The sequence below is a fragment of the Methylobacterium sp. P1-11 genome (assembly GCF_008329595.1).
GTDB lineage: Bacteria > Pseudomonadota > Alphaproteobacteria > Rhizobiales > Beijerinckiaceae > Methylobacterium.
Genome location: NZ_NPKS01000001.1, coordinates 70,712 through 96,247 on the forward strand (window position 1 = coordinate 70,712; position 25,536 = coordinate 96,247).

General features: G+C 69.2%; 20 protein-coding genes. 10 read left to right on the forward strand and 10 right to left on the reverse strand.

What is annotated here, in order from left to right; all coding sequences use genetic code 11:
* Positions 1–82: 82 nt before the first annotated feature.
* Positions 83–1,066, forward strand: coding sequence for a class II fructose-bisphosphatase (glpX, locus tag CIW48_RS00365; protein ID WP_149308033.1), 984 nt, complete (start codon positions 83–85; stop codon positions 1,064–1,066).
* Between the two features lie 61 nt (positions 1,067–1,127).
* Here glpX and CIW48_RS00370 read toward each other — a convergent pair whose 3' ends face one another.
* Complete coding sequence (locus CIW48_RS00370) at positions 1,128–2,081, reverse strand: L,D-transpeptidase (protein ID WP_149308035.1); 954 nt, start codon at positions 2,079–2,081, stop codon at positions 1,128–1,130.
* Positions 2,082–2,573: 492 nt separating this feature from the next.
* Here CIW48_RS00370 and CIW48_RS00375 point away from each other — a divergent pair, with 492 nt between their 5' ends.
* The 4 genes from CIW48_RS00375 (at position 2,574) to CIW48_RS00390 (ending at position 7,406) form a co-directional block, all read left to right on the forward strand.
* Positions 2,574–3,824: an MFS transporter gene (locus CIW48_RS00375; RefSeq protein WP_149308037.1), complete on the forward strand. Its 1,251-nt coding sequence runs from the start codon at positions 2,574–2,576 to the stop codon at positions 3,822–3,824.
* 225 nt (positions 3,825–4,049) lie between these two features.
* On the forward strand, positions 4,050–5,342 hold the full coding sequence (locus CIW48_RS00380) for an MFS transporter (protein ID WP_149308039.1): 1,293 nt from the start codon (positions 4,050–4,052) through the stop codon (positions 5,340–5,342).
* A 6-nt stretch (positions 5,343–5,348) separates the two neighbouring features.
* Positions 5,349–6,569 (forward strand): CoA transferase, encoded by a 1,221-nt coding sequence (locus CIW48_RS00385; RefSeq protein ID WP_149308041.1) that lies wholly within the window; start codon positions 5,349–5,351, stop codon positions 6,567–6,569.
* Between the two features lie 24 nt (positions 6,570–6,593).
* Positions 6,594–7,406 (forward strand): enoyl-CoA hydratase/isomerase family protein, encoded by an 813-nt coding sequence (locus CIW48_RS00390; protein WP_149308043.1) that lies wholly within the window; start codon positions 6,594–6,596, stop codon positions 7,404–7,406.
* A gap of 9 nt (positions 7,407–7,415) precedes the next feature.
* Here the strand turns inward: CIW48_RS00390 and CIW48_RS00395 are convergent, their stop codons facing one another.
* The 4 genes from CIW48_RS00395 to dctP form a co-directional block, all read right to left on the reverse strand.
* A complete protein-coding gene (locus CIW48_RS00395) occupies positions 7,416–7,883 on the reverse strand; it encodes a YbaK/EbsC family protein (protein WP_149308045.1) in 468 nt (155 codons plus the stop codon).
* A gap of 194 nt (positions 7,884–8,077) precedes the next feature.
* Positions 8,078–9,430 (reverse strand): TRAP transporter large permease, encoded by a 1,353-nt coding sequence (locus tag CIW48_RS00400; protein WP_149308047.1) that lies wholly within the window; start codon positions 9,428–9,430, stop codon positions 8,078–8,080.
* The gene (locus CIW48_RS00405; RefSeq protein WP_091783493.1) at positions 9,427–10,119 is read right to left on the reverse strand and encodes a TRAP transporter small permease; all 693 of its coding nucleotides are present in this window, start codon (positions 10,117–10,119) and stop codon (positions 9,427–9,429) included. The genes CIW48_RS00400 and CIW48_RS00405 overlap by 4 nt, the downstream gene beginning before the upstream one ends.
* On the reverse strand, positions 10,116–11,138 hold the full coding sequence (dctP, locus tag CIW48_RS00410; RefSeq protein WP_091783496.1) for a TRAP transporter substrate-binding protein DctP: 1,023 nt from the start codon (positions 11,136–11,138) through the stop codon (positions 10,116–10,118). The genes CIW48_RS00405 and dctP overlap by 4 nt, the downstream gene beginning before the upstream one ends.
* A 194-nt stretch (positions 11,139–11,332) precedes the next feature.
* On the opposite strand from dctP, the gene CIW48_RS00415 reads away from it, so the two are divergent.
* The gene (locus tag CIW48_RS00415; RefSeq protein ID WP_149308049.1) at positions 11,333–11,986 is read left to right on the forward strand and encodes a GntR family transcriptional regulator; all 654 of its coding nucleotides are present in this window, start codon (positions 11,333–11,335) and stop codon (positions 11,984–11,986) included.
* 409 nt (positions 11,987–12,395) lie between these two features.
* On the opposite strand, the gene CIW48_RS00420 is transcribed toward CIW48_RS00415, so the two are convergent.
* The 5 genes from CIW48_RS00420 to CIW48_RS00440 all read right to left on the reverse strand — a co-directional run bounded on the left by CIW48_RS00420 (position 12,396) and on the right by CIW48_RS00440 (position 19,780).
* Positions 12,396–13,076, reverse strand: a complete 681-nt coding sequence (locus CIW48_RS00420) for a GntR family transcriptional regulator (RefSeq protein WP_091783502.1) — start codon at positions 13,074–13,076, stop codon at positions 12,396–12,398.
* Positions 13,077–13,097: 21 nt separating this feature from the next.
* On the reverse strand, positions 13,098–16,085 hold the full coding sequence (locus CIW48_RS00425; protein WP_149308051.1) for an FAD-binding and (Fe-S)-binding domain-containing protein: 2,988 nt from the start codon (positions 16,083–16,085) through the stop codon (positions 13,098–13,100).
* Between the two features lie 252 nt (positions 16,086–16,337).
* Positions 16,338–18,143, reverse strand: coding sequence for an IlvD/Edd family dehydratase (locus CIW48_RS00430; protein ID WP_149308053.1), 1,806 nt, complete (start codon positions 18,141–18,143; stop codon positions 16,338–16,340).
* Positions 18,144–18,296: 153 nt separating this feature from the next.
* Complete coding sequence (locus tag CIW48_RS00435; protein WP_149308055.1) at positions 18,297–19,064, reverse strand: SDR family oxidoreductase; 768 nt, start codon at positions 19,062–19,064, stop codon at positions 18,297–18,299.
* Between the two features lie 2 nt (positions 19,065–19,066).
* On the reverse strand, positions 19,067–19,780 hold the full coding sequence (locus CIW48_RS00440) for a GntR family transcriptional regulator (protein WP_149308057.1): 714 nt from the start codon (positions 19,778–19,780) through the stop codon (positions 19,067–19,069).
* A 119-nt stretch (positions 19,781–19,899) separates the two neighbouring features.
* On the opposite strand from CIW48_RS00440, the gene CIW48_RS00445 reads away from it, so the two are divergent.
* The 4 genes from CIW48_RS00445 to CIW48_RS00460 are packed head-to-tail and all read left to right on the forward strand — an operon-like array spanning position 19,900 to position 25,535.
* Positions 19,900–21,159, forward strand: a complete 1,260-nt coding sequence (locus tag CIW48_RS00445; protein WP_149308059.1) for an ABC transporter substrate-binding protein — start codon at positions 19,900–19,902, stop codon at positions 21,157–21,159.
* Positions 21,160–21,166: 7 nt separating this feature from the next.
* A complete protein-coding gene (locus CIW48_RS00450; protein ID WP_149308061.1) occupies positions 21,167–22,042 on the forward strand; it encodes a branched-chain amino acid ABC transporter permease in 876 nt (291 codons plus the stop codon).
* Positions 22,043–22,056: 14 nt separating this feature from the next.
* The gene (locus tag CIW48_RS00455) at positions 22,057–24,615 is read left to right on the forward strand and encodes a branched-chain amino acid ABC transporter ATP-binding protein/permease (protein WP_149308063.1); all 2,559 of its coding nucleotides are present in this window, start codon (positions 22,057–22,059) and stop codon (positions 24,613–24,615) included.
* Positions 24,612–25,535, forward strand: a complete 924-nt coding sequence (locus CIW48_RS00460; RefSeq protein ID WP_149308065.1) for a 3-hydroxyacyl-CoA dehydrogenase — start codon at positions 24,612–24,614, stop codon at positions 25,533–25,535. Before CIW48_RS00455 ends, CIW48_RS00460 begins: the two co-directional genes overlap by 4 nt.
* Position 25,536: the final 1 nt, after the last annotated feature.

Sequence of the window (25,536 nt, forward strand, 5' to 3'; positions counted from 1 at the left end):
GGTATAGGCTGGACGGCCGTCACCCGACGGCGTCCAGCTGGGATCCGACCTCAAGATCGGGCCCGGACAAAGGCAGGAAACCATGGCTGAGGCCCTCAAGCCGGCATCGCGCGGCGTCCCGCGCACGCTCGCCCTCGAACTGGCCCGTGTGACGGAGCGCGCCGCCATCGCCGCCGCGCGATTGCGCGGTCAGGGTGACGAGAAGGCCGCCGACCAAGCGGCGGTCGACGCGATGCGCGACGAGCTCAACGGCCTGCCCATTCGCGGCACGGTGGTGATCGGGGAGGGGGAGCGCGATCAGGCGCCGATGCTGTTCATCGGCGAACAGCTGGGTCTCGGCGAGGGACCCGAGGTCGATATCGCGGTGGATCCGCTGGAGGGAACGACCCTCTGCGCCAAGGACATGCCCGGGGCGATCGCCGTCATGGCGATGGCGGAGCGCGGTTCGCTCCTCGCCGCGCCCGACGTCTACATGCAGAAGATCGCCATCGGGCCCGGCTACCCGCCCGGTCTGGTCGATCTCGATGCCAGCCCGACCGACAACATCGTGGCGCTGGCCCGTGCCAAGGGGGTCGAGCCGAAGCAGATCACCGCGTTGATCCTCGACCGGCCGCGCCACGCGGCCCTCGTGGCCGAGGTGCGGGCGGCCGGCGCGGCGGTGCGCCTGATCTCGGATGGCGACATCGCCGGAATCATCTTCACCGCGAGCCCCGAGGAGACCGGCATCGACCTGTATCTCGGGACCGGCGCAGCGCCCGAGGGCGTGCTGGCGGCCGCAGCGATGCGCTGCATCGGGGGCCAGATGCAGGGACGCCTGATCCTCGACACCCCGGACCGACGGCGCCGGGCCGCCGAGATGGGCATCGAGAATCTGGACCGGAAATACGATCTGACCGACCTCGCGAGCGGCGACGTTATCGTGGCCGCCACCGGGATCACGGATGGGGCACTCCTGCGCGGCGTCCGCTTCCGGCCGGACCGGATCCAGACCGAGACGCTGGTCTACCGCTCCGAGGCCGGAACGGTCCGGCGCATCCTCGGCGAGCACCGCCGCGGGCTGACCTGAGGCGGCAATCCAGCCGCCGGTCCCGGACCGGCGGCGTTGCGGCGACCGATCCGGCGTGGATTCAGTTCAGCACCACCACCTTGCTGCCGACATTGACGCGGCTGAACAAGTCGATCGCGTCCTGATTGATCATCCGGATGCAGCCCGACGACACGCTCTTGCCGATGGAGAAGGGCTCCAGCGTCCCGTGGATGCGGAACAGCGTGTCCTTGTTGCCCTGCCAGAGGTACATGGCGCGGGCGCCGAGGGGGTTGCGCAGGCCGCCGGCGACGCCGAGGCCGCTCTGCAGCTTGTCGACCTCGCTGGCGAGCTTCGGGCTGCGGGCGATCATCTCCTTCGGCGGGTACCAATCCGGCCAAGCCTGCTTGGAATTGACCGTCGCGGTGCCCGACCACGAGAAGCCCTGCTTGCCGACGCCGACGCCATAGCGGCGGGCCCGACCGTTCGACTCGACCAGGGTCAGCTGGTGGGCCCGCGGATCGACGATGATCGTCCCCGGCTCGTAGGGGCCGTGATAGGCGATCTCCTGGCGGAGGAAGGCGGGGTTCATCTTCTTGTAATTGAACGCCTGGACCGGAAACACGTCGTCCGTGATGGGCCCGTAGATCTTCGCGTAGTCGATCGGCTCGTTGTCGGGCGTGCGCAGCACGGCCTTGGCCTTGGCAGCCTCCAGGGGCGACAGGCCTTCGGCCGGAGGGGTGCCGCCCGGGCGACCCGGAACCGTCGGATCCGTCTCCAGATTGGCCGCCGGCGCAGGAGGCGCGACCGGTGCCTGCGCGGCCGGAGCGGAGGGCGCAGGGCGGACGAAGTCGGTGCGGCCGGTATAGGGCAGGTAGCGGCCGCCGCGACGCACGTAGAGCGCGCCGTTCTGATCCTGGTAGAGCTGCCCGTCATCGCCGAACCCGTCGATGCCGGCTTCGCCGACCGGGCCGCGGCCCTGGGCGTGAGCGGTTGAGGCGAGGGCGAGGACGGTGAAGCCGGCCAGGAATAGGCGGCGGATCGGGGCGGCGGACATGGTTCGAAATTCCTCGGGAGGCGACGCCAGGGCTTGCCGCGGCGCGCGAGCGGGCCTGCACGAAGGTGCGGCGCAGCTCAGTCCGGGGCTTAGCAAAAGTCGCGCTTAACCGCCAAGTTGCCGAGCGACATCGGAGGCAACTTACAGGGTCTTGCGGGCTCTTTCTCCGGGCCTGTGTGGCCCGCATGCAGCAATCGTCTCGGTCGCGCTGCTCACCGATCCGTGAGGGCGCCGTCCCGCCGCCCGTTTACTCGGCAGCCCTGCCTCGATGAGGGGCAACGACTCGGCCGTGCCCTGGCCGGCCCCGTGCTTCCTGCGCGCCAGGGATAGCGCGTCGAGCCGCGACCGCTCTGGCACACTTGCTGCATTGCCCGATCAGCCGCGCTTGCTGCGGCGGCGGAGCAACGGCGCTCCAACAGCGGACGGTGTGAGTCCGGATCTCCGGCATGAGCGACCGCGTGGCGGTTCGCCCACTTACGACGAGCACCAGCTATGGCCAGCTTCAAAACGGTGATGAAGTCGGGTCACCCCCCGACGCTGTTCGCGGCATTCCTCTACTTCGATTTCTGCTTCGCCATCTGGGTGCTGAACGGCGCCATGGGTCCGTTCATCACCGAGACCTTCAAGCTCACCCCGGCCCAGACCGGCTTCATGATCTCGCTGCCGATCCTCGCCGGAGCGCTGATGCGCTTCCCGCTCGGCATCCTGGCCCAGTATATCGGCCGCAAGAACGCCGCGATCACTGAGATGAGCGTGATCATGCTGGCGATGGCCTACGGCTATCTCTTTGTGTCCTCCTACAACGACGTGCTGGCCATGGGCGTCCTGCTCGGCATCGCCGGTGCGTCCTTCGGTGTCGCGCTGTCGCTCGGCTCGGGCTGGTTCCCGCCGGAGCACAAGGGCCTGGCGATGGGCATCGCGGGCGCCGGCAATTCCGGGACCGTGCTGGCGGTGCTGTTCGCCCCGCCGCTCGCGCAGGCCTATGGGTGGCAGACCACCTACGCCTTCGCGGGCGTCGTCATGCTGTTGCCCCTCGCGATCATGATCGTGCTCGCCAAGGAGCCGCCGGATTGCGAGCACCAGTCGTTCAAGGAGCACGTCTCCTGCCTGTTCACGAAGGACGGCTGGGCGTTCTCACTGATCTACGTCATCACCTTCGGCGGCTTCATCGGCCTGTCGAACTTCCTGCCCACCTTCTTCTACGAGCAGTTCGCGGTGACGAAGGTCGAGGCCGGGCGCCTGACCATGCTGGCGGCCTTCATGGGCTCGGGCATCCGGATCGTCGGCGGCTATTTCGCCGACCGGATGGGCGGAATCGCGGTCCTGTCGGTGGTGCTGCTCGCCGCCATCGCGACGTTGCTGTCGCTGACGGCGACCCCGTCGCTGGCGCTGACGACGCTCCTCTTCATGCTGTGCTTCGCGGCGCTCGGTGCGGGGAACGGCGCGCTGTTCCAGCTCGTGCCGCTGCGCTGGCCCAGCAACACCGCCGTGGCCGGCTCGATGATCGGCGAGATCGGGGCGCTGGGCGGCGCGATCCTGCCGAACGTCATGGGCCTGTCCAAGCAGTATACCGGCTCGTTCTCGCTGGGCTTCGTCGGCTACGCGATCTTCACGGCGATCGTGCTCGGCTGCCTCGCCCTCTGGCAGCGCAGATGGGTCGGGAGCTGGGTCGGACCGCGCGGCAAGGCGCTCGGCACCGCGCCCGAGGCCGCCGAGGCCCAGCTGCGTCCCGCAACGGTCTGACCGGTCTCGCATCGCCTCCCGGCCGGGATGGAGTTAGAACGGGGACCCGCGCGGTTCCCGTTTTTAGTTGCAGCGATCGGGATGAATTCGCGTGCCGGGTGCAGGTCGGCGGTTGCCTTCTGTCTCGTGACGAGTTTGAATAATGCATTACGAGAGAGCGCCCGGCCGCGAGGCCGAGGTGCCCGGCGACCGCGAGCGGCGGCGCCCTTGAGGGAGGAATGGGCGATGGCGAAGCGTATCAGCGCCACGAACGGCGTGCTCGGCCTGCTCTGCGTGATGTATTTCATCACCTATCTGGACCGGGTGAACATCGCCACGGCCGGCGCAGAGATCATGCGCGATTTCGGCATGTCGAAGACCGATTTCGGTCTGATCCTGTCGGCCTTCGCGTATCCATACGCGATCTTCCAGGTGATCGGCGGGTCTGTCGGTGACAAGTTCGGCGCGCGGCGCACGCTCCTCGCCTGCGGTTTCATCTGGGCGGCGGCGACGATCCTGACCGGCATGGTCGGCGGCCTGGTGAGCCTGTTCCTGGCCCGGGTCCTGCTCGGCTTCGGCGAGGGCGCGACCTTCCCGACCGCGACGCGCGCCATGCAGAACTGGACGGCGCCCGGGCGCCGCGGCTTCGCGCAGGGCATCACCCACGCCTTCGCGCGCCTCGGCAACGCGGTGGCGCCGCCGATCGTCGCCTTCCTGATCTACCATTTCGGCTGGCGCAGCAGCTTCGTGATCCTGGGGGCGGTGAGCTTCGTCTGGGTCGTGATCTGGTGGCTGTATTTCCGCGACGACCCGTCCGAGCACCCGACGATCACCCAGGCGGAACTCGACACGCTGCCGCCGCCCCGCAAGGTCGGCGCGAAGCAGAGCGTGCCGTGGGGCGCCCTGACCCGCCGGATGCTGCCGGTCACGATCACGTATTTCTGCTACGGCTGGACTCTGTGGCTGTTCCTCGGATGGCTGCCGAGCTTCTTCAAGGAGAACTACAGCCTGGATCTGAAGAACTCGGCGCTCTTCGCCTCGGGCGTGTTCTTCGCCGGCGTCGTCGGCGACACGGTCGGCGGCCTGCTGAGCGACTCCATCCTGCATCGGACCGGCAACGTGAAGCTCGCCCGCCTGTCGGTGATCGTGGTCGGGTTCCTCGGCGCCGCCGCGAGCCTCGCCGGCGTGTTCATGACGCGGGATCTAACGCTGGTGGCGCTGCTCCTGTCCTCCGGCTTCTTCTTCGCCGAGCTGGTGATCGGCCCGATCTGGTCCGTCCCGATGGACATCGCGCCGAAATATGCCGGAACCGCCAGCGGCCTGATGAATACCGGCTCGGCCGTGGCGGCGATCGTCTCGCCGATCGTCTTCGGCGTCATCGTCGACCTGACCGGAAGCTGGACGCTGCCCTTCGTCGGCTCGGTCGGCCTGTGCCTGCTCGGCGCGGCGCTGGCCTTCACGATGCATCCCGAGCGGGAATTCGTGGATCCCGCCGTACCGCCGGTCGGCCCCGTCGCCACCGTGCCGGCCGGGGAGTAGCGCCCGATGGCGGATGCGATGACGCGGTCCGGTCCCCTCGCCGGGATGCGGGTGATCGAGCTGGCGCACATCATGGCCGGGCCAGTCTGCGGGCTGATGCTCGCCGACATGGGCGCGGAGGTGATCAAGGTCGAGAAGATGGAGGGCGACGACACCCGTCGCACCGTCCCGCCCGCCCTGGAGGGCGAGAGCGCCGCCTACATGATGATGAACCGGGGCAAGCGCGGCATCAGCCTCGACCTGAAGGATCCGGACGGCGTCGCGGTCCTGCGCCGCCTGCTCAAGGGGGCGGACGCGCTGATCGAGAATTACCGCGGCGGTACCATGGAGCGCCTCGGGATCGGCTACGACACGTTGCGGGAGGAGTTTCCCGAACTCGTCTACTGCTCGCTGTCCGGCTTCGGCCGCACCGGGCCCTATGCCGACCGGGCCGGATTCGACCTCGTGGCGCAGGGCATGAGCGGCCTCATGTCGGTCACCGGCGAAGGTCCGGGGCGGCCGCCGATGAAGTGCGGGCCTCCGGTCACCGACATCACCGCCGGCATCCTGGCCGCCATGGGCGTTCTGGCGGCCTATTCGAGCCGGCTCCGGACGGGGCGGGGCCAGGCCGTCGACACGTCGCTGTTCGAGGCGGGCATTACCCATACCTACTGGCAATCGGCCATCGCCATGGCGACCGGGATCGCGCCGGGGCCGATGGGCTCGGCCCATCCGCTGAACGCACCCTACGAGGCGTTCGAGACCGCCGACGGCTGGATCACCATCGGCGCGGCCAACCAGACCAACTGGCTGCGCCTGCTGAAGGCGATCGGAGCCGACAGTCTCGCCGATGACCCGCGCTTCGCCATGAATCGCGACCGGATGGCCAACCGGCACGAACTCGCCGCGACCCTCGCACCGGTCTTCCGGGCGCACAGCTCGGCAGAATGGCTTGCGCGGCTCGAGGCGGGCGGCGTCCCGGCCGGACCGGTCCTCGACGTCAACGCCATGCACCGGGACCCGCAGACGCTCGCCCGCGAGATGGTGGTCGAGGTCGATCACCCGCGGGTCGGACGCATGAAGACCCTCGGCCTGCCGGTGAAGTTCTCGGAGACGCCCGGGCGCGTCCACGGGCCGGCCCCGTTGCTGGGCGAGCATTCCCGCGCGATCCTGGCGGAGGCCGGGTATGCGCCGGCCGAAATCGACGCGCTGATCGCGCGCGGCGTGGTCCGCGAGACCGCGGCCTGAGCCCGCCACACGGAGAATCCGCGCATGAGCGCCACGCCCGCCACCGACGAATTGCTGTTCACGACCGATGAGGCGGGCATTGCCCGCATCGTCCTCAATCGCCCGCAGGCCCGCAACGCGCTGACCTTCGCGATGTATCAGGGCCTGATCACCTGCTGCGAGGCGATCGCCGAGAACCCGGCCGTGAAGGCGCTGATCATCACCGGTGCCGGCGACAAGGCTTTCGCGGCCGGCACCGACATCGCGCAGTTCCGCAGCTTCAGCACCGCCGAGGATGCGCTAGGCTACGAGCGCTTCATGGACAAGGTTCTTGGCTCCCTGGAGCGGCTGCGGGTTCCGACCATCGCGGCCATTGCGGGGGCCTGCACGGGTGGCGGCGCGGCCATTGCGGCCGCCTGCGATCTGCGCGTCGCCACGCGCGACGCCCGTTTCGGCTTCCCGATCGCGCGTACCCTCGGCAATTGCCTGAGCCAGGGCAATCTCAAGCGGCTCTCCGGCCTGATCGGTCCGGCGCGGGTGAAGGATATCATCTTCACCGCCCGCCTCGTCGGCGCCGAGGAGGCGCTCGCCATCGGGCTCGTCGGCGAGGTGGTGGACGATCGCGACGCGCTCACCGAGCGGGTGGATCGCCTGGCGCAGCTGCTGGCCAATCACGCGCCGTTGACCATGCAGGCGACCAAGGAAGGGCTGCGGCGCCTCGCCGAGGAGGAGGCGGCCACTGACGGCGCGCCGCAACCCGGCGATGACCTGATCCTCATGTGCTACATGAGCCAGGACTTCCGAGAGGGCATGGAGGCCTTCCTCGGCAAGCGTCCGCCCAACTGGGCGGGGCGCTGAGGGCGGCGCTCAGTCGGTCACCGCGCAGACATCAACCCAGGCGGCGCCCGTCAGCTCGGCCATGCGCGCCGGCGCGATGCGCACGGAGCTGTGGGTGCTGCCCGCCGCCGGCACAACCTCGTCGAACGCCCGGAGCGAGACGTCGCAATAGACGGGCAGCGGCGTCGGCAGGCCGAAGGGGCAGACCCCGCCGACCGGATGGCCGGTGCGTGCCTCGACATCGGCGAGATCGAGCATCCGCACCTTGCCGCCGAAGGCAGCCTTGGCCTTCCTGTTGTCGAGCCGTGCGTCGCCGCGGGTCACGACGAGGGCGACCTGCTCGCCGACGCGGATCGAGAGGGTCTTGGCGATCTGCGCCGGGACGACCCCGTGACCCGCGGCCGCCTCCGCGACAGTCGCGGTGCTGGTCTCCAGCACGATGACGGCGATGTCGGGCGCCTTCTCGGCGAAGAAGGCGCGCACGGAGGCGAGGCTCATGGTTCGTTCCGAAGCTCAGATCAGGGCCGTGCAGGGTGGCGCGCTGCCATAGGCGTCTCCGCACGCGCGGGCCAGCGCATCGATGCGGGCCGCTCCTGCGCGGGACGCGGCGCTCCCGCACCCTCGACCCATCACGCGGCAGGCCCTCCTCCGGGCGGAGAAGGGCCTGCCATGCCGTGTCGAAGTGTGACCGCCTACCGCGTCGTCGCCAGCAGCAGGTCGGGCAGCCACAGGGCGATGCCCGGCACCAGGCACAGGATCAGGATCGCCACCGCCATCAGGATCACGAAGGGCAGGGTGCCCCAGATGATGTTCGAGAGCGGGATGTCCGGGGCGATGTTCTTGATGACGAAGATGTTCAGGCCCACCGGCGGGTGGATCAGGCCCATCTCCATGGTGATGGTCATCACGACGCCGAACCAGACGAGGTCGAAACCGGCGGCCTTCAGCGGCGGCAGGATGATCGGCGCCGTCATGAGGATGATCGAGACCGGCGGCAGGAAGAAGCCGAGGGCGATCACCAGCGCCAGGATGGTCACCAGCAGCAGCCAGGGCGAGAGCTGCATCGCGACGATCGCGGCGGCGGCCGATTGCGAGATGTGCAGGTAGCTCATCACGTAGGCGTAGAGCAGCGACATGCCGATGATCAGCATCAGCATGGTCGATTCCCGCAGGGTCGCGGTCAGGATCGGCGTGACGTCGCGGAAGCGCCAGACGCCGTAGATCGCGGCGATCAGGGCGAGGGCCATCAGGCCGCCGAGGCCGGCGGTCTCGGAGGGCGTAGCGTAGCCGCCGTAGAGCGCCACCATCACGCCGGTGAGCAGGATCACGAAGGGCAGGACCCGCGGCAGCGTCGAGAAGCGCTGCGCCATGCTGTACTGGTCGTCGGCGAGGATCGGCGAGGCCGGGCCGCCGCGCTCCATCACGGCCTTCGCCGCGGCGTATTCCGAGCGGAAGCGCACGATCGACCAGGCCGCGAACAGGCTCACCAGCAGCAGCCCGGGTCCGATGCCGGCCAGGAACAGGCGTCCGAGCGATTGCTCGGCCGCCACCGCGTACAGGATCATGGTGATCGAGGGCGGCAGCAGGATGCCGAGGGTCCCGCCCGCCGCGATGATCCCGGCGGCGAAGCCCGGCGAGTAGCCGCGCTTGCGCATCTCCGGGATGCCAGCCGAGCCGATCGCCGAACAGGTGGCCGGGCTCGAGCCCGCCATGGCGGCGAACAGCGCGCAGGCGAACACGTTGGCGATGCCGAGGCCGCCGGGGATGCGGTGCATCCAGGCGTGCATGGCCGAGTAGAGATCCTGCCCGGCCTTGGACCGGCCGATGGCCGCGCCCTTCAGGATGAAGAGCGGGATCGACAGCAGGGTGATCGAGGCCATCTCCTCGTAGACGTTCTGCGCCACCGTATCGAGCGAGGCGCCGGGCATGAACGCCACCATGAAGGCGAGCGCCACGAAGCCGAGGGCGAAGGCGATGGGGATGCCGGAGAGCATCGCGCCCAGGGTCGCGCCCGCGTACAGGAAGCCGATCGCGGCCGTGCTCATCGTTCAACCTTCGCGGAAACGGTCTGCCCCATCGGATCCGGTCCCCGCGGCGCAACTTCGGGAGCCGCGTGCATGTCGCGATTGAGATCGGCCCCGAGCCCGATCTTGGGATGCGCCCAGCCGGCGGCCCGCGGCCCGTAGGCGAGGGCCTCCGCGATCTGCAGGACGAATTGCAGGCACAGCAGGCTCATGCCCACCGACATCAGCGTGTAGGGGATCCAGAGGGGCGGCCCCCAGGTCGATTGCGAGACCTGCCCGTCGACCCAGGCCTCGTGGTCGAGCGACCAGCTCTTCCAGGCGAAGAACAGGCAGAAGGCGAGGCTGATGATGTCGGCCAGCAGCAGCCGCACCCGGTTGGCGGCCGGCGGGAGGAGGCCGGTCAGCGCCTCGATCGCCACGTGGCCGCGCTTGGCCTGCACGCCGGCGGCCGACAGGAAGGTGGCGCCGATGATCAGGAACACCGCCATCTCGTCCTGCCACTCCGTCGGCTCCTTCAGGAGGTAGCGCACGACGACACTGTGCGTCAGCACGAGGCAGGCGGCCACGAGGCAGAGGCCGCCCACACCGAGGATAACTCGGTTCAGCAGGCGCATCGCCCGATCGAAGGCACCGAGAAGGCCGGGCAGGCGCGGCTCGTCGGCGCCCCGCGCCTCCGGGGCGGCCGTGGCCGCGTCGAAGCCGTGGCTCACGCGACCTGCTCCGCGAGCTTGAGCAGCTCCGCGCAATTCGCGTTCTTGCCGGCATAGTCCTTCCAGGCCGTATTGCGGGCGAGGTCCCGCCACTGGCCGAGGGATTTCTCGTCGACCTGGACGACCTTGGCGCCGGCCTTGGAGAAGATCTCCTCGACCCGGGTATCATCCTCCTTCGCGCCGGCCTGGCCGAAGGCCTCCAGCTCGGTTCCAACCGCCATGATCAGGTCCTGCTGATCCTTCGGCAGCCCCGAAAACACGATCTTCGACATCATGATCGGCTCGAGCATGAACCAGTACGAGCGCTCGCGGCCCGAAGTCAGGGCCTTGGACAGCTCCTCCAGGCGGAAGGAGATCAGGCTGGTGGACGAGGTGATCACCGCGTCGCAGGCCCCGGTCTGCATCGCCGCGTACGATTCGTTCGACGGGATGGAGAGGGTGGCTGCGCCGGCCTCCTTCATCATCATGTCCATCTCGCGCGAGCCGCCGCGGACCTTCATGCCCTTGGCATCGGCCGGGGAGAGGAGCGGGCGCTCGCGGCTCGCGACACCGCCGGCCTGCCAGACCCACGAGACCAGCACGATCCCCTTGGAATCGAGGATCTCGGAGAGCTTGCGACCGACCGGCGCCGCCTTCCAGGCCACTGCCTGGGCATAGGAAGTCACCAGCGCGGGCATCAGCCCGATATTGAGTTCCGGCACCTCGCCGCCCGCGTAGGGGCTCGGGTAGAGCGACATGTCGAGGGCGCCCTTGCGCATCGCGCCGAACTGGGCGTTCGTCTTCATCAGCGAGGAGCCGGGATAGACTTGGACGTCCAGCGCGCCCTTCGAACGCTCGCCGACCATCTTGGCGAACTTCCGGCACATGCGGTCGCGGAAATCGCCCTCGTCGATGGTGCCCCCCGGGAACTGATGCGAGAGCTTCAGCGTCGTGGCCGCCTGGGCCGTACCCAGCCCGAACCGCAGGACCGCCGGTGCCGCGAGCGTGGCCGCGATCAATGAGCGACGAGTTGGCGTCATGGATCTCTCCCGCGCCGCAAACAAAGCGGCAGAGTTTTGTGCGCTGCAATAGTGCCGCGCTTCGTTGTATGCATGGAAGACCGGCTTGTATATTTTGTCAATGCTCCAGCATAATGTTCGCATGCGTCGAACATCCGCCGGCCTCAATGGGCGGAGCGACGCGCAGCCCGGTCATCGGGGGAGGAAGCAGGAGCATGAGCCACGCGCAGCGGCTTCGGCAGCGGATCGAGGACGAGATCGTCTCGGGCGAACTCGCCCTGGGGTCGCGGCTCGATGAGAACCAGCTCGCGGCCCGGTTCGGGGTCTCGCGCACGCCGATCCGCGAAGCGCTGCTCCAGCTCGCCGTCACCGGCCTCGTGCAGACGAAGCCCCGGCGCGGGGCGATCGTCAGCGCGCCCGAGCCGCACCTGCTGCTGGCCATGTTCGAGACGATGGCGGAAATCGAGGCGGCGTGCGGCCGCCTCGCCGCACGCCGCCTCGTCGCCGAGGACGCGGCCGCGCTGCGCGCCGCTCTCGAGGGCTGCCGCACGGCCCTCGCGACCGAGGATGCCGAGGCGTATTACGCCGAGAATTACGTGTTCCACACGGTGGTCTACCGGGCGAGCCGCAACGCCTTCCTGGCGGAACAGGCCCTGTCGCTCCATCGCCGCCTGGCCCCGTATCGTCGGCTGCAGCTGCGGGTACGCCAGCGCCTGCCGCAATCCCTCGCCGAGCACGAGGCGATCGTCGGTGCGATCATCGCGGGCGACGAAATCGGGGCCGCCGAGGCCCTGCGCAGCCACGTCATCGTCCAGGGCGACCGGTTCACGGACTTGGTGGCCGGCCTGCGGGCACCCAGCGCGGCCTGAGCCCGCGCGATCCGGCCGTGCTGGACGGATGCGCCCACCCGTCAGGGTCCGGACAGGCTGGCGCTGCCGGCCGGCCACCAGGTTCCGAACCGCGCTCAGGTTGCATGGATTCGATGATCCGACCAACTCGACCTGCGGTTGGGCTGCCGGACTTGCTCAATCAAGGCTGGTGAAAGCCCGCGCTGCCGACGAGCCTCGCACGCCCGTCGCGTCGCGACTGATTCGCAAGGACCGGAAAGGCGGACCGATGCCGGGCCCGAGTGCCGCCGGCGGCGCCTTCATTGGGCGCGACGCGTCGTCCAGCAGCGCCTTGCATCCCGATTGCATCTTGCACGGCGTCGCTTCGCGACGCGCCTGAAGATGCAGACGACCGCAATGCTCCGAGCTCAACCGGAAATTGGTTGAGCGGTCAGGCGATCTCCACGGCACCGTAATTGGCGGCGATCACCGGCTTCTTCCCGCGGATGTGCTCGCGCATCAGCACAGCCAGAGCGGCACCGTCGCGGGCGCGCAGGAGCTCGATCATGCGCTCGTGCTCCGATACGGCCCGGGTCCATTGCTCCGGGGTCTGGTGCGCGGAATAGCGCGACCGCTGGATCCGGCCGGACAGGCTCTCGTAGATGTTCGCCAGGATCGTGTTGCGGCTGGCCGCCATGATCCCTTCGTGGATCCGCCGGTTGTGGCTGAAATAGCCGGCCTCGTCACCGGCCTTCCAGGCCGCCACCATCGCATCGTGATCGACGACCAGAGCGTCGATCTCGGCATCTGTGATCGTGCGGCAGGCAAGTTCCCCGGCGGTCGCCTCGAGGCCGGCGATCACCTCCATCATCTCTTCGAGTTCGCCTTCCGAGATGCTGGCGACGCGCGCCCCGCGGTTCGGGAGCAGTTCGAGCAGCCCTTCCGTCGCCAGGATCTTGATCGCCTCACGAAGCGGCGTCCGCGAGATCCCGAAACGCTCCGTCAGCTCGCTCTCGTTGATCCGGGTCTTCGGCTCCATTTCACCGGAACGGATCAGCTCGCGCATCCGGTCGGCGACCTCGTCGTGGAGGTAGCGGCGGCTGATGCCGATCCCGGGCTCGATTTTATTCATGGTCCCCCGACACACGCCAGATCAGTTCGACCTGTGGTCTATGTGTAGGTCCCCGGCCCTGGAGTGTCGAGGCACGAGGGCTCGATCCAGCACGCGAGCCACATGTTCTGCCCGGAGGCCCAATCCGTCATGGATCTGGTGGCGGCAGCTCGTCCCGTCGGCCACCACGAGGTCGTCGGGTCCGGCGGCGCGCAGGGCCGGGAACAGCGACAGCTCCGCCATCGCGAAGGACGTCTCGATCGATTCCGGCCGGTAGCCGAAGACGCCCGCCATCCCGCAGCAGCTCGACTCGATGACCCGCAGGTCCAGCCCCGGCACCGCCCGGAGCACCGTCTCGACCGAACCCATCACGCCGAAGGATTTCTGGTGACAGTGGCCGTGCAGGTGCGCGACGCGGCCGCCCTGGTCGGCGAAGGGCAGCGTGATCCGGCCCGTCGTCAGTTCGGAGGCCAGCAACTCCTCGAACAGGAAAGACTGCTTGGCCAGCAGCGCCGAGTCCGCGCCCGGCAGCAGCGCGGCGAATTCGTCTCGGAAGGTCAGCAGGCAGGATGGTTCCAGGCCGACCACGCGGGCGCCCGCGCGGAGGAAGGGCAGCAGCGCGTCCAGGGTGCGGCGCGCCTCCTGACGCGCCCGGTCGGTCTGGCCGGCGGAGAGCCAGGTCCGGCCGCAGCAGAGGGGGCGCCGCCCGCGGGACGGGTGGACCCGGTGCAGCCGGTAGCCGGCGGCCGCCAGCACGCGCTCGGCCGCCTCGAGATTCTCCCGCTCGAAGGCGCGGTTGAAGGTGTCGCCGAACAGGATCACGTCGCGGAAATCCCCGGCGACGTCCTGCGCGTGGGCGGGCTCGCCCTGCTCGCTCCAGCGTCGGCGCCAGCGCGGCAGCGAGCGCTTGGCCGAGAGGCCGGCGAGCCGCTCCGACAGGGCCGCGAGGGCCGGGTACCGGTCCCGCAGATTGAGGAGCGGCGCCAGCTTCGCGGCGGCCCCAGCATAGAGCGGCATCGTGGCGATGAGGCGCTCCCGCAGGGGCAGCCCGTGGCGGGCGTGGTAATGGTGCAGGAACTCGATCTTCATCTTGGCCATGTCGACGCCGGTCGGGCATTCCCGGCGGCAGGCCTTGCAGGAGACGCAGAGATCGAGGGTGCGCTTCATCTCCGGGCTGGTGAAGGCGTCCTTGCCGAGCTGACCCGAGATGGCGAGCCGCAGGGAATTGGCGCGGCCGCGGGTCAGGTGCTGCTCCTCCCGGGTCGCCCGGTAGGAGGGGCACATGGCGCCGCCGACGAGCTTCCGGCAGGTGCCGTTGTTGTTGCACATCTCGACGGCCGGGCCGAAGCCGCCCCAGTCCGACCAGTCGAGGGCGGTCTTCATCGGCGCCGACACGGCGTAATCCGGCTTGAACCGGAACAGGCTTCGGTCGTCGAATCTCGGCGCCCGCACGATCTTGCCGGGATTGAGCCGGTTGTACGGGTCGAAAGCGTCCTTCACCGTCTCGAAGGCGCGGGTGAGGGTGGCGCCGAATAGCGGCTCCACGAATTCCGAGCGGGAGATGCCGTCGCCGTGCTCCCCGGAATACGAGCCCTTGTAGCGGCGCACGAGCTCGGAGGTCTCCTCCGCGATCGCCCGCATCCGGCGGACATCGCCGGCCTCCTTCATGTCGAGAATCGGGCGGACATGCAGGCAGCCGACCGAGGCGTGAGCGTACCACGTGCCGCGGGTGCCGTGCTTGGTGAAGACCTCCGTCACCGCGTCCGTGTAGTCGGCGAGGTGCTCCAGCGGAACGGCGCAATCCTCGATGAAGGAGACCGGCTTTGCGTCGCCCTTCATCGACATCATGATGTTGAGGCAGGCCTCGCGGACCTCCCAGACCGATTTCTGGCGGGCGGGCTCGACGACCTCCACGACGGCGTCCGGGAAGCCGTGATCGGCCATGCAGGCCTCGAGGCGCTTCAGGTCGCGCCGGAGGGCCGCGAGATCGTCGCCGGCGAACTCGGTCAGCAGCAGGCAGTTCGGCTTGCCCTTCGTGATGTCGGCGAGCGTCGTGCGGAACAGCGGGATGTCGGCCCCGAGCACGAGGACGTTGTTGTCGACCAGCTCGACCGCCACCGGGTCCAGGCCGACGATGTGCCGCGTCGTCTCCATGGCAGCCCGGAACGACGGGAAATGGCACACGCCCATCACCCGGTGAGTCGGCAGGCGCGAGAGCTTCAGCGTCACCGCGGTGGTCGCGGCGAGCGTGCCCTCGGACCCGACGAGCAGGTGAGCGAAGTTCGGCTGGTCCTCGATCAGGGCGTCGAGATTGTAGCCGCCGACGCGACGCTGAACCTTCGGGTAGCGCGCGTCGATCTCGGCGCGATGGTCCTCGGCGAGGCCGCGCATGCGCGCCGCCAGCGCCGACGCCCGATCCGACCCGTTCACGCCCGAATGGGCGTTGCCGGTCAGGCCGAAGCCGAAGGCCTCACCGTCGTGGAACAGCGCCTCGACCGCGAGGACGTTGTCGCTCATCTTGCCGTAACGCAGGGAGCGAGCCCCGCACGAATTGTTGCCGGCCATGCCGCCGATGGTGCAGCGGGTCGCGGTCGAGGGTTCGACCGGGAAGAACCAGCCATCAGCCTTCACCCGGGCGTTCAGCCGCTCCAGCACTAGGCCGGGCTCGACCTTGATCGTGCCAGCCTCCGGGTCGTAAGCCAGGACACCGTTGAAGTACCGGGAGCAGTCGACCACGAGGCCCGCCCCGATCGGCTGGCCGTTCTGTGAGGTCCCGCCGCCGCGCAGGATGACCGGAGCGCCGTGCTCGGCGGCGACGCGCAGGGTCGCGGCGATGTCGGCGGCGGAGCGCGGCAGCACGACGCCGGCCGGCATGATCTGGTAGATCGACGCGTCCGTGCTGTAGCGTCCGCGCGTGAACGCGTCGAAACGCGCCTCACCCTGGAGCTGCTCCGCCAGCCTGCGCGGCAATCCGGCATCCAGGCGCGCCGCGGCACGCGGCGCCGGGGTACCCGCCCTCGGTTCCGTCACGATCGATCCCTCCCGGGATGGGACGCGCCCACCCGCCGGGAAATGTATTCAAAATTCACTGCGGAGCAAACCGGCCGCGATGTCACGCTGGGGAACGGGCTCGCGACGCCCTGCGCGGCGGCTCGTCCGGTGGGGCCGCCGCGATCCTCGCGTAGCGCGCGGCCCGATTCAACTCCGCGGCAGGACCGGCACGCGTCGGCACCGCCTCCGCCGCGCAAGGCAGGCGTTCCTGGCGGGCCCGGGTGGCAGGCCTCAGTGGTTGTCCCGCGGCACGCCGGACGCCTGCGCGACCTTCTGGAACTTCACCGCGCCCTTGAGCACCATGCCCTGGTCGAGCTGGTCTACCTGATCGCGGTAGATCTCCTGCCAGGGCGTCTGCGTCGCCGGGTAGGGGTAGCCGCCCCGCGTCGCCAGATCCGCGCGCCGGCGGCCGAGTTCCTCGGCCGGGAGCAGAATGTCGGCGCTCCGGCGGTTGAGGTCGACGCGGATCCGATCGCCGGTCTGCAAAAGGGCGAGCCCGCCACCGGCCGCCGCCTCGGGCGAGGCATTCAGGATGGCGGGCGTCCCGGAGGTGCCGGATTGCCGGCCATCGCCGATGCAGGGCAGGGAGGTGACGCCGCGCCGGATCAGCGCGCCGGGCGGCTGCATGTTCACCACCTCGGCGGCGCCGGGATAGCCGATCGGACCGGCGCCCCGCATGATCAGGATGGTGGTCTCGTCGATGTCGAGGGCCGGGTCGTCGATCCGCGTGTGGTAATCCTCCGGTCCGTCGAACACGACGACGCGCCCCTCGAAGGCCATCGGGTCGTTCGGATTGCGCAGGTAGCGGGCGGCGAACTCCTCGGAGATCACGCAGGTCTTCATGATCGCCGAGTCGAACAGGCTCCCCTTGAGGTTCAGGAAGCCCGCGCGCTCCATCAGCGGCGCGCCGTAGGCGCGGATCACGTCGCGGTTCCAGCTGTGCCGCCCCCGGTAGTTCTCGCCGACGGTCCGGCCGTTGCAGGTCAGCGCGCCCTCGTGGACCTTTCCCGCCTCGATCAGCTCGGCGAAGACCGCCGGCAGCCCGCCCGCGCGGAAATATTCCTCCCCGAGCCAGCGGCCGGCGGGCTGCATGTCCACCAAGAGCGGGATCTCGAACCCGACGCGCTCCCAGTCGTCGCAGGTCAGCGGCACGCCGATATGCTTGGCGATGGCATTGATGTGGATCGGTGCGTTGGTCGAGCCGCCGATCGCGGCGTTGGCCACGATGGCGTTCTCGAAGGCTTCCCGGATTAGGAGGTCGGAGGGCTTCAGATCCTCCCAGACCATCTCCACGATCCGCTGGCCGGTGGCGTAGGCCGCTTGTCCGCGCTCGCGGTAGGGGGCGGGAATCGCCGACGAGCCGGGCAGCGCGAGCCCGAGCGCCTCGGCGAGCGCGTTCATCGTTGAGGCCGTGCCCATCGTATTGCAATGGCCCGTGGAGGGCGCCGAGGAGCCGACGATGTCCATGAACTGCTGATAGTCGATATCGCCGGCCGCGTGGCGCTCGCGGGTCTTCCAGACGATCGTCCCGGACCCGGTCAGCTCCTTCTGGAAGTAGCCGTTCAGCATCGGCCCGACGTTTAGCGAGATTGCGGGGATGTTCACGGTCGCGGCGGCCATAAGGCAGGCTGGCATGGTCTTGTCGCAGCCCGTGAGCAACACGACGCCGTCGAGCGGATAGCCGTACAGAACCTCCACCAGCGACAGGTAGGCGAGGTTGCGGTCGAGGGAGGCGGTGGGCCGCTTGCCGGTCTCCTGGATCGGATGGCACGGAAACTCGAACGCAACGCCGCCGGCGGCCGTGATGCCTTCGCGCACGCGCTTGGCGAGTTCCAGGTGATGGCGATTGCAGGGCGACAGGTCGGAGCCCGTCTGAGCGATCCCGATCAGCGGCTTGCCCGAGCGCAGTTCCTCCGGGGTCAGCCCGTAATTCAGATAGCGCTCGAGGTAGAGCGCAGTCATGCCCGGATTGTGCGGGTTATCGAACCACGCCTTCGAGCGCAGGTCGGCAGGCGTCATCCGGCGTTGATCGCTCATGGTCGCTTCCTCACATACTCGGGACGTCATCGAAACAGGAGCCTCGGCAAGTTGCTCGCCCCGATCTCATCACCCCTCTGAGTCCGGCAGCACCGGGCCCGAAACCTACTCCGCCGCGGTTCAGACCGCGGCATCTGCCGCGTCGGATTGATGTCAGGACAGCATCCGCGTGTCACCGTCGATGGAGATCGCTTGGCCCGAGATCGTCCGGCCGCGGGACGAGCAGAGCAGCAGGATCTGGTCGGCGAGCTGCCGGGCGGTGACGTATTCCTTGACCGAGACGAACGAGAAGGCGCGTGCCTCCATTTCGGCGAAGCTCGTGCCCTGCTGTTGAGCCTTTGATTCGAGCACCCGCCGCTGACGGTCGCCCGCCACGAGACCCGGCAGGATTGCGTTTACCCGAATGCCGGCCCCGCCGAGTTCGATGGCGAGCGACTTGGTGAAGCCGATGACGCCCCATTTGGCCGCCGCGTAGGGACTGCGGAGAGCGAAGCCGAACTTGCCGGCAGCCGAGGACAGATTGACGATCGAGGCATTCGCACTCTGGCGCAGAAACGGGACCGCCAAGCGCGCGCAGTTGAACTGGCTGGTCAGGCACACGGTGAGGCACCGGTCCCAGTCCTCGGGAGCGATCTCCTCGACGCGCCCGGTCGGGCCGGCAATACCGGCATTGTTAACCAGCACGTCGAGGCCGCCCAGGAACTCGACGGCTTGGTCCATCATCGCGGCGACCGCGTCGCGGTCGGCGACGTCGGTCCGGCAGCGGCCGACTGAAGCCGGCAATCCTGCCAAGACCTCGGCGTCGACGTCGCAGGCGAAAACTCGCGCGCCTTCCTCAAGGAAGGCCTCGACGATGCCGCGGCCGATCCCGGCGGCGCCCGCCGACACCAGAACACGCAGGCCGGCAATCCCTAGCTCCATGCTCAATCCTCTTCCTGAGTGTCCCGCAAACCGCCGCGGTCCATGATGAACTCGGCGGCCTCGCGAATGTCCGCCGCGATGGCGGCTGCGGCGGCGGCGGCATCGCGATCCTCAATGGCCGCCAGAGCCTCAGCGTGTCGCCGCAGCGCGAAACCCTGGAGCAGCCGCTCCGGATGGACGCGCAGGTCCAGGTTGATGACCGGACCGGCCTTCAGCCAGAGTCGGGCGATGATCTCCTGCAGTGGACCGAGGCCGCAGGCGCCATAGATCGCGAAATGCAGGTCGCGATTGAGCTGAACGGCGCGGGTCCTGTCTGGTTTCGTCGCCTCGGCCTCCGCCCGGAATGCCTCCTCGGCACGCCGGATCGTCGCAAGTTCCTCGGCCGTCCGACGCTCGGCGGCACGGGCGACCGCAATCCCCTCCACCGCGATGCGGGTTTCGGCCAATGCGCGGAAGGCGGCCGCGCTCATGACCGGTACTCGGATCACCCGGTTCGGGGCCACTTCCAACACGCCGTCCGCTGCAAGGCGGCTGACCGCCTCGCGGACCGGCATCACCGAGACGCCCAGTGCCGCCGCGCTCTGGCGCAGGGAAAGGCGGTCGCCCGGTGCCAACCGCCCGGAAGCAAGGAGGTCTGCCAGAGCCTCGTAGACCGTTTCGGACAGGGTCCGCCGTTCGAGCTGGGGCAGTTCAGCCAGGGCCGCGGTGGAATTCATATGCCGACACTAGACGGAACTGGCACTATCGCGCTAGTGATCTGTGATCACAGTTTGGGTGAGGGCCGCCAGAGCCCGTGACAACAACCCGGCTTGAGGAAACGTACGGGAGCGGAACGATGACGGACCGGTTCGGGGATTCCCTTTCTCGCCGCAGCCTTCTGAGAGCCGGTGGTGCCGCGCTGCTCGCGCCCGCTTTGGCCAGCCCGGCCCTTTCGCAGGGGCAGTCGGATGTGATCCGCATCGGCCATCTGACGCCGCGCACGGGCTTCCTGGGTCCGCTCGGCGAGTTCGCCATGCAGGCGGCTCAACTGGCCGTCGAGGAAATCAATGCCGCCGGCGGCATCGCGGGACGGAAGGTCGAGTTGCTGTCCGAGGACAGCGTCAACCCGCAGACCGCGTCGGCCAAGGCCGAACGCATGATTCAGCGCGACCGCGTCGCCTGCCTCGTCGGCGAGATCAATTCGGCCTCTGCGCTGGCCATCAGCCAGGTGGCGCAGCGCGAAAAGGTCCTGTTCATCAACACCGGCGCCAATTCGGACGCCCTGCGCGGGTCCGATTGCAAGCGCTTCATGTTCCACGTCGAAGCGCAGAACACCATGATGGTGCGCGCCTGCGGGCGCGCCCTGCTCGATCGCGGGCTGATCAAGGGCCGGAAGGTCTACGCGCTCACCGCCGACTACGCCTTCGGCCACGATCTCCTGAAGCAGGCCAAGAAGTACTTCGCATCCCACGACGCGACCCTGGTCGGCGAGGATCTGATCCCGACGGAGCTGACCGACTTCTCGCCCTTCCTGCTGAAGCTGCGCCAAGCCAAGCCCGACCTCGTGATCTGCAACCTCGCGGGAGCGCAGATCACCAACTTCCTCAAGCAATTCAGTGAGTTCGGGCTGCCTTTCCCCGTCGCCGGATTCGGCTTCGACACGGCGCTCGCCTGGGGCGCGGGGCCCGGCAACTTCCTCGGCACGTGGCCGGTGATCTGGCATCATCAGATCGACTCGCCCTCGGCCAAGAAGTTCGTGGCGGCCTTCAAGGCCAAGTACAAGAAGCCGCCGGAGAACCAGGGCTGGGGTGACTACACGGCGATGAAGATAGTCGCCCAATCCATGAACGAGCTGAAGACGACCGAGTCGATCAAGGTGGTGGAGCACCTGGAATCCGGCGCCAAGTTCGACATCGCCAAGGTGCGCGAGGGTTACTTCCGCCCCTGGGACCACGAGCTGATGCAGGAGATGTTCGCCATCACCGCCCTGCCGGCCGATCAGGTTAAGAACCCCTACGACATCTTCTCTTCGACCGGGCCGCTGCCCGGTCCGGGCGAGAGCCTGGAAGTGCTCGCCACGACCCGCGACGAGAACGCCTGCACCTTCCCGGCGTGAGGCGGCGATGCAGCTCGTCTTCATCCTGGAGCAGGTGCTCAACGGCCTGCTGATCGGCGTCCAGTACCTGCTGATCGCCCTCGGCCTGTCGCTGATCTTCAGCCTCGGCGGGATCGTGAATCTCGCTCACGGCGCGTTCTACGCGATCGGTGCCTACCTGACGGTGCTGCTGACGCCGACGATCGGCTTCGGCGGCGCCCTCGTCGCGTCGCCCCTGGTGGTCGGCGTGCTCGGCCTCGTGATCGAGCGCTTCCTGCTGCGGCGCTTCTACCGCGGGGACCCGACGCTCGGCCTGCTCCTCACCTTCGGGCTCGCCATGGTGGCCGAGCAGGCGCTGCGGATGGCCTTCGGCGCCGCGCCGGTGCCGTTCGGGATCCCACTATGGCTGCGCGGGCAGGTCTTCATCGGCGACCTGATCTATTCGCGCTATCGGCTCTCGATCCTGGTGGTCGCGCTCGCCTGCGTGGCCGGCCTGTGGCTGCTCCTGACCCGCACCAGCTTCGGGCGCGTGGTCCGGGCCGGCGTGCAGAACCCGGACATGGTGGCCGCGCTCGGCATCTCGCTCCGGCCCTACATGACCGCGGTGGTGACGATCGCGGTCGGGCTCGCCGCGCTCGCCGGGACCATGATGGCGCCGGTGACCGGCGTCCATCCCGCCATGGGCGCCGAGATCCTCACCTTCGCCTTCGTGGTGGTGGTTATCGGCGGCCTCGGCTCCTTCTGGGGCGTGGTGCTCGCCGCGCTTATCGTCGGCGTGGTCCGGGGCCTGACCGCCTATGCCTATCCCCCGGCCACGGAGGCCGCTGTCTACGCCCTCATGGTGCTGGTCCTGCTGCTGCGACCGCGCGGCCTGTTCGGCGAGCACATCGCCCGGTTCGAGTGAGCGGAGAGCGTCCCATGTCCGGAACCGCCGAGCCGCTGCCGCTCGCCCTGCCGCAGCGCGGCCCGATCCTGCGCGAGAGCCGCCAGCTCTGGGCGGCACTCGCCGCCCTGATCGTCCTGCCCTTCGCCCTCGACGCGATCGGGCTGACGCTGATCACCGCCACCGACGTGGTGATTTTCGCCCTGGCCGTGCTCGGCCTCAACATCCTGGTCGGCTGGACCGGCCTGACCTCGTTCGGCCACGGCGCGTGGTTCGGCGTCGGCGCCTACGCGGTGGCGATCCTGCAGACCCGGCTGTTCCCCGGCGACATGGCGCTGCCGTTGCTGGGGGCGCTGGCGATCACCGCGATCGCGGCCGTGGCGGCGGGCGGCCTGATCCTGCGGCGGCGCGGCGTCTACTTCTCGCTCCTCACCCTCGCCTTCACGGCGATGCTTTACGCCATCGCGTTCCGTTGGACGGACCTGACCGGCGGCGAGAACGGCATCGGCAACCTGCACCGCTGGGCGGCGCTTCAGGAGCCGGGCGCCTACTACGCTGCGGTGTCGGCCATCGCCTTCGTGGTGCTCGTCGGATTGTGGCGCTTCCGCCGCTCGCCCATGGGTAGCGTGCTCGTGGCGATCCGCGAGAACGAGCAGCGCGCCGGCTTCCTCGGCTACGCCACCAACCGCTACAAGCTCGCGGCCTTCGTGATCTCGGCGACGATCACCGGGCTCGCCGGGGCGCTCTCCGCCTACAGCCACCGCTTCACCTCCGCGGACCCGATCTCCATCGCCTTCTCGGGCGAACTGCTCGCCATGGTGGTGATCGGCGGGATGCGCTCGTTCCTCGGGCCCGCGCTCGGCGCCCTGTTCTACATCCTGTTCCGCGAGTTCCTGTCGATCTACACCGCCGACTGGCTGCTCTATTTCGGCCTGCTGTTCGTCGCCTTCATCGTGTTCTCCCCGGACGGGCTGGTCGGCATCGCGGCGCGGCTTCTGAAGCCCTTCCGGCGCGTGCCCGCCGAGGGCGCCGCCATGTCGGCGCGCCGGACCGGCGCGTCGGGGCGGGTCCCGGCGCGCTTCATCGCGGAGGGGCGTACCGAGGGGCCGGTCCTCGTCGCCGACGACATCAGGAAGAGCTTCGGCCCCGTGGCGGCGGTGCGCGGCGTGTCCTTCGCGGTGGCCGACCGGACGCTGCACGCCCTGATCGGCCCGAACGGCGCCGGCAAGACCACGGCATTCAACCTGCTCTCCGGGATGTTCCGGCCGAGCGGCGGCAGCATCCGCCTCGACGGGCGCGAGATCGCGGGCCTGGAGCCGCACGCGATCACGCGGGCCGGCCTCGGCCGCTCGTTCCAGATCACCAACCTGTTCCCGGGCCTGTCGGTGGAGGAGAACATCCGTCTCGCGGTCCAGGCGCGGCACGCGGCGCATTTCAGCCTGTGGCGGGATGCCCTTTCGATCCGCGAGGTCGCCGACGACACCGCCGAACTGCTGCGCTGGACCGGCCTCGCCGGAATCGAGCGGGCCGAGGCCGGCAGCCTCTCCTACGGTGGCCAGCGCCTCCTCGACATGGGGCTGGCGCTGGCGACCCGGCCTCGATTGCTGCTCCTCGACGAGCCGCTGGCCGGCCTCGCGGCGGCCGAGCGCGAGCGTGTCGGCGACCTGATCAAGGCGCTCTCGGCCGACATCCCGGTGCTGCTGGTGGAACACGACATCGACCGCGTGTTCCGCCTCGCGGACCGCGTCACCGTGATGGCCGACGGCGCCGTGCTGGTCGACGGATCGGTCGCGGACGCCCGGGACGACGCCCGGGTGCAGGCGGTCTATCTGGGCTCCGGCACCGCGGCGATCGCCGCCAAGCCGCGGGCGAGCGCCGCCGAGGCCGAGACGCTGCTCGACATGGAGGGCGTCGACACCTTCTACGGCAAGTCGCACATCCTCAACGGTGTGAACCTCGCGGTGCGCCGGGGCGAGGTCGTGGCCCTGCTGGGCCGCAACGGGGCCGGCAAGTCGACGCTGCTGAAGACCCTGATCGGCACCGCGCCCCCGGCTGCCGGCCGCATCGTGCTCGGCGGCAAGGACATCGCCGGTCTGTCGCCGGACCGGATCGCGCGTCTCGGCATCGGCTACGTGCCGCAGGGCCGGGCGCTGTTCGCCGGCATGAGCGTCGCAGAGAATCTGGGCCTCGGCCGGCTGCGGCGGCTCACCGGCGCCGGCATCCACTGGGACGAAGACAGGGTCCTCGAGTTCTTCCCGCGGCTCAAGGAGCGTTGGAACGTCGATGCCGCCCGCCTGTCGGGGGGCGAGCAGCAGATGGTGGCGGTGGCGCGCGCCCTGTCTGGCGACACGCGGCTCCTGCTCCTCGACGAGCCGTTCGAGGGCCTGTCGCCGGCGGTGACGGAGGAGCTGTTCGAGGCCTTCGACCGCCTGCGCCGGGAGATCGCGATCATTCTGGTGGATCACCACCTCGACCTGGCGCTGGCACTCTCCGACCGGACGGTGGCGCTGGAACGGGGCAGCGTGCAGTGGACGGGTGAATCGCGCCTCCTGCGCGAGGATCAGGATCTGAGGCGGAAGGTGCTGTGGCTATGACCGAGAGCGTCGCGATCGTCGGCAGCGGCCTGATCGGCCGGGCCTGGGCGATGATCTTCGCCCGCGCCGGCTGGGACGTGCGCCTGTTCGATGCCGCCGCGGGCGTCGCCGAGGACGCCGTCCCGCTCTGCGCGGAGGGCCTGCGGACGCTGGCGGAAAACGGCCTCTGCCCCGATCCGGTGGGCGCAGCGCGCCGCATCCGGGCCGCGGCGAACCTCGCCGATGCCCTCCAGGGCGTGACGTTCGTGCAGGAGAACGGGCCGGAGCGGCTCGACGTGAAGCGAAGCCTCTTCGCTGAACTCGATGCCCAGGCGCCGCAGGACGCCATCATCGCGTCCTCCTCCTCGGCGATCCGCTGCTCCCTGTTCACCGAGAACCTCCCTGGCCGGGCGCGCTGCCTGATCGGCCATCCGGTGAATCCGCCCCACCTGATCCCGCTGGTGGAGATCTCCGGCGCCTCCTGGACCGCGCCGGACGTCCTGACGCGGGCGCGGGCAGTCTACGAGCGGATCGGCCAGGTGCCGATCACCGTGCTCAAGGAGATCGAGGGCTTCATCCTCAACCGGTTGCAGGGCGCGCTCCTGGCGGAGGCGTTCCGTCTCGCCTCCGAGGGCTACGTGACCCCTCAGGATCTCGACAAGACCGTCTCGGACGGGCTCGGCCTGCGCTGGAGCTTCATGGGCCCGTTCGAGACGATCGAGCTGAATGCGCCGGGCGGCATCGCCGATTACTGCGCGCGCTACACGGGCTTCTACAAGAATCTCGCCGCCGATCCCGCGCCGCCGAGCGTTTACGAGGCGCCGGCCACCGAGGCCATCATGGCGAACTGGCAGGCCCCCGCCGACCTGCCCGCCCGCATGAACCGCCGCGACGCGCGGTTGGCGGCGTTGCGGGCCCACAAGGCTTCACAGAAGGACTGAG